The organism is Clostridium aquiflavi, from assembly GCF_031344075.1.
Classification (GTDB): domain Bacteria; phylum Bacillota; class Clostridia; order Clostridiales; family Clostridiaceae; genus Clostridium; species Clostridium aquiflavi.
Genome location: NZ_JAVJAN010000078.1, coordinates 1 through 5,141, shown reverse-complemented (window position 1 = coordinate 5,141; position 5,141 = coordinate 1). Strand labels below are relative to the sequence as shown.

General features: G+C 27.3%; 3 protein-coding genes and 1 other annotated feature. Of the genes, 1 reads left to right on the top strand and 2 read right to left on the bottom strand.

Features of this window, described 5'->3' with window-relative positions; genetic code table 11:
• The first annotated feature begins 519 nt into the window (after positions 1-519).
• Positions 520-1,524, top strand: a complete 1,005-nt coding sequence (locus RGC78_RS15825; protein WP_252224264.1) for a DUF5050 domain-containing protein — start codon at positions 520-522, stop codon at positions 1,522-1,524.
• Between the two features lie 156 nt (positions 1,525-1,680).
• Here RGC78_RS15825 and murD read toward each other — a convergent pair whose 3' ends face one another.
• Together murD and RGC78_RS15815 are read right to left on the bottom strand one after the other, a co-directional pair.
• Positions 1,681-3,057: a UDP-N-acetylmuramoyl-L-alanine--D-glutamate ligase gene (gene murD / locus RGC78_RS15820; RefSeq protein ID WP_309556941.1), complete on the bottom strand. Its 1,377-nt coding sequence runs from the start codon at positions 3,055-3,057 to the stop codon at positions 1,681-1,683.
• Positions 3,058-3,243: 186 nt separating this feature from the next.
• Positions 3,244-4,635, bottom strand: coding sequence for a glycine--tRNA ligase (locus tag RGC78_RS15815; RefSeq protein ID WP_252215883.1), 1,392 nt, complete (start codon positions 4,633-4,635; stop codon positions 3,244-3,246).
• 51 nt (positions 4,636-4,686) lie between these two features.
• Positions 4,687-4,853, bottom strand: a binding site (T-box leader).
• Positions 4,854-5,141 lie beyond the last annotated feature (288 nt).

Genomic DNA, 5,141 nt, shown 5'->3' with positions numbered 1-5,141 from the left:
CTGAGCCAGGATCAAACTCTCAATAAAAAGTTTAATCTTGACTTACTCAAATAAAGAATTGCTGGTTTATTTTAATGTTTCTTGTTCTGTTCAATTTTCAAAGATCTTCGCTGTCTTTCGACCGCTTTATTATAATAACATTATCAGTTTTAGTTGTCAACATTTTTTTCAAATATTTTTAATCAACTTTCAACTAATTTTGCACTGTTGCTTCGACATTTATTTATCGCTCACAACGGATATTATGATATCATGATTATGTATTGTTATATACATTTATTTTAGCTTATTATAATAAATTAAACGAATTTTTCTCTATTTACCTTCATTTATTTAACTTTTACATATATTGATACACGTGGGTGAGTTATTGCCTTTTTATTCCCACATTACATTTTACCACCCTAAAACACTACATATATTCTTTACTCTTTGCGCAAGTTATCATAATATTAATACTATAAATGTTAATAAAAATTATTAAATTAACCTTTAATATACTACTTGGGGGGATTTTTTATGATAAAAAAAATATTAAGCTTACTTTTATTATGTTCTACTTTGTTTATAGTAGGTTGTACTAAACAAGAAGAAAAAAAAAGCGTTGATAAATCAACTTCAACAATTTCTTCATCCAGCGAGTTAACATCCAATTCAATTTCACCATTTATATTAACTGACTCAACTTCTTTTCGTTGTCCATTTGTATTTAACAATGATACATTAATATTTCCTAATCCAGATGAGAACAATAGAATTTCAATGATAAATGCTCCTCTTCCAAAGGATATATTGAAAAGTAGTGATTTAAACGATCTAGTTGATTATTATACTGGTGACTTAGCTTTAGTAAATAGTACTCTTTATTTTGCAGATGGAAGTAATAGCAATGGACTATCTTCTATAAATGTTTCTGATAAAACATATACCTCTTTAAATAAAGATTCTGTTTATAGTTTAATTTCTTCAAACGATAAATTATTTTACATAAATAAAAATGATAATCAGAAATTATACAGTTATGATATAAGTAAAAATACATCTTCTGCATTATCTTTAGATAGTGTTGGATCTTTTATAGTTAATGGAGATTTTTTAATCTATCAAAACTTAAGTGATAATTCAAAGCTTTATTACGTTAAAAATGATGGTACTAATAGAACTAAATTAACTGATTATACTGCTAATAGTTTTATTCCATTTGATGGAGAAATCTTATTTTTTAATACATCTGATAACGAAACATTATATTCATTAAATATAACAACTTTAGAATCAAAAAGAATTTCAACTTTACGTGGAGAGAATTTAAAGTCTATAAATAATCAATTATTTTTCATAAATAATGATGACTCAAATTATTTATATTCTTTATCTGTAGATTTACCTAATTCTAAAGTTGATTCAAAGCCGTATATTTCTGAATCTCTAAATAATTATTATTTAACTAGCTCAGGAATATTTTATGAAAAATCTATAAATATTAATAATATATATTATTATCAATTTTCTGCAAAAAATTAGACAAAAAGACTGATGGTATTCTAGTATCATCAGTCTTTTCTTTATTATTGGGCTATGTTTTAAATCATTCTGTTTTTACTTTTCATTGATATTAAAATGATTTCCTCTGTACATGAACTTTATACTAAATTATCTAGATGTTTTTAAAATAATACATTATAAATTACTAACTATCTCTTTAAATTTATTTCCTCTAATCATAAAGTTAGGGAACATATCAAAAGATGCACAAGCTGGTGATAATGTAACTATATCACCTTCTTTTGCTAAACTTTGTGCTTTTTCAACTGCTTCTTCTAAAGTACTTACTTCTGAAATGTTTATTTTTATTCCTGTATTGTTTTCTAATTTCTTAAACACTTCTTTTATCTTTTCTTTAGTTTGACCTAATAAGATTAATTCCTTTATATATGGATATCCTTCATTTGCTAATGGTTCAAACAATAAATGCTTATCGTATCCCCCTGCTATCAATATAACCTTTTTATCAAAAGCTTTAAGACCTGCTAGTGTTCTAGTTGGACTTGAAGCTATTGAATCATTATAATACTTTACTCCATTTATTTCTCTAACAAGTTCACATCTATGTTCAACTCCGTTAAAGCTTTCTGCAACTTTTTTCATGCTTTCTATAGATACATCATCTTTAGTAGCTATAAATGCAGCTAAATAATTTTCTACATTATGCATACCTTTTATAACTATATTGTCTTTTTTACAAACTTCTTTACTGTCTACATATAGAATCCCATCTTTATAGTAAGCACCATCTTTTATTTCTCTCTTAGAACTAAATTCTCTTACCATTCCTTTTGCTTCATCTTCAAATCCATAAGTGATTTCATTTTCACGATTTATTACTAATACATTATTAGTGTCTTGGTATAAGAATATATTTTTCTTAGCATCAATATACTCTTGCATATCCTTATGCATATCTAAATGGTTTGGAGCCAAATTAGTACATACTGCTATATCCATTGGTAGATTCATAGTCATTAATTGAAAACTTGATAATTCAAGTACAACTCTATCTTCTGCCTTTATTTCTTCAATTTGAGAAAATAGAGGCGTTCCTATATTACCTCCAACCCAAGTTTTATATCCTTCTTCTTGTAGCATTTTAGATACTATAGTAGTTGTAGTAGTTTTTCCGTCACTTCCTGTTATTCCATATATCTTAGCCTTACAATATCTTACGAACTCTTCCATTTCAGAAGTTACATATGCACCTTCTTTTTTAACTTTAACTAAACATTCACTATCTATTCTCATAGATGGAGTTTTAAAAACAACATCAAATCCTGTAAGTTTATCTAAATAATTCTCTCCAAGCTCTAGATTTACACCTTTATTTTTAAAATCAGAAGATACTTCTCCTAATTCTTCTTCTGTTTTTTTATCAAATGCTGTTACTTCTGCACCTAATTTAATTAAAAAATTGATAAGAGGAATATTGCTTACTCCTATTCCTACAACCCCAACTCTTTTTTTGTATATAAAATCTTTAAATTTTTTAAAATCATCTTTCATGTTTTGCCTCCAAACAAATATGATTATAACTTATACTATTTATATATTATTAAAATTCCCCATATGTTATAAATTATAACATTATTATTTTCATATTTTATCACATGTGTAAAAAGTCATTTTAAACTAAGAACTGTCCTAGCTTAAAATGACCTATAACAAATATTACTTTATAAAAAATTCAAATTAAAATTCTAAGCTTTTTTCTATATAAACTTCTAATTCAGATATTTTAATTCTTTCTTGCTCCATAGTATCTCTATTTCTTATAGTAACACATTGATCTTCTAATGTATCAAAATCTATTGTTATACAATATGGAGTTCCTATTTCATCTTGTCTTCTATATCTCTTTCCTATACTTCCTGTTTCATCAAAATCAATATTGAATTTTTTGCTTAAGTTAGAATATACCTCTAAAGCATTTTCTGAAAGCTTTTTAGAAAGTGGTAATATAGCCGCTTTAAATGGAGCTAGTGCTGGATGTAAATGTAATACAGTTCTAGAATCTCCTCCATCTAATTCTTCTTCATCATAAGCTTCAATTAAAAATGCTAAAGTAACTCTATCTGCACCTAATGATGGTTCTATAACATAAGGTATATACTTTTCATTAGTAGTTTGATCTAGGTAATTTAAATCTTGACCTGAATGTTCTTGATGCTTTTTTAAGTCATAGTCTGTTCTATCAGCTATACCCCAAAGTTCACCCCAACCAAATGGGAATAAATATTCTATATCAGATGTTGCATTAGAATAGAAAGACAATTCCTCTTCACCATGATCTCTCATTCTTAAGTTTTCAGTTTTTACATTTAAATTAAGTAAGAAATTCCAACAATAATCTTTCCAATACTTATGCCATTCTAAATCTGTTCCTGGCTTACAGAAAAATTCCAATTCCATTTGTTCAAATTCTCTTGTTCTGAACGTAAAGTTTCCTGGAGTAATTTCATTTCTAAATGATTTACCTATTTGAGCTATTCCAAATGGTACTTTTTTTCTAGAACTTCTTTGTACAGCTTTAAAGTTTACAAATATACCTTGAGCTGTTTCTGGTCTTAAATAAATTTCTGATTTAGCATCTTCTGTAACACCTTGGAATGTTTTAAACATAAGATTGAACTTTCTTATGTCTGTGTAATTCATCTTTCCACACTTAGGACAAACTATGTTGTTACTTTCAATGTATTCTTTTAATTGTTCATTAGTCCAGCCATCAGCAGATGCTACTTCTGCACCATTTTCAGTCATATGATCTTCAACTATTTTATCAGCTCTAAATCTAGCTTTACATTCTTTACAATCCATTAATGGATCTGAGAATCCACCAACATGACCTGATGCTACCCAAACATCACTGTTCATTAATATAGCTGAATCAAGTCCTACATTATAATGACTTTCTTGTACAAACTTCTTCCACCAAGCTTTTTTAACGTTATTTTTAAATTCTACTCCTAAAGGACCGTAATCCCATGAGTTCGCCAATCCACCATATATATCTGATCCCGGGAATACAAAGCCTCTATTTTTACAAAGAGCTACAATCTTATCCATTGTCTTTTCTACTGCCATTCTTTCTTACCTCCAATTTATTTTCATAAAATAAAAAAAGCCCTATAACCATAAAGGGACGAAATATTAATTCCGCGGTTCCACCCTTCTTAGCTTAAGCCCGACTTTCTTCTCATTACACTCAAAAGTTCCATTCATTTTAATATTATAATGATTTCCACCAAACATCATCTCTCTAAAAAAACATTAAAACTACTAATCTTTTTCACTGTGTATATTCAATTATATATTAATTTTATCAAAAGGCTTTTAGATGTCAAGTAAAAAACCTCCTATTCTTAATATATATGTTATTTTAAAATATAAACTCTTTTTATTGAAACAAAAAAGAGTTTTATAAAAATAGACTTTATCTACTTTTATAAAACTCCTAAGAAAAGCTATGTATTTTATTATCATATATAAACATGATTAAATTTATATTATTTTTAGATAAAAAAAATGGCTCCGCGAAGAGGACTCGAACCTCCAACCTATCGGTTAACAGCCGAGTGCTCCACCATTGA

Bases quoted from the DNA above. Each gene is read 5' to 3' on its own strand.
- RGC78_RS15825 (WP_252224264.1), top strand. From the start codon at position 520: ATGATAAAAAAAATATTAAGCTTACTTTTATTATGTTCTACTTTGTTT.
- murD (WP_309556941.1), bottom strand. From the start codon at position 3,057: ATGAAAGATGATTTTAAAAAATTTAAAGATTTTATATACAAAAAAAGA.
- RGC78_RS15815 (WP_252215883.1), bottom strand. From the start codon at position 4,635: ATGGCAGTAGAAAAGACAATGGATAAGATTGTAGCTCTTTGTAAAAAT.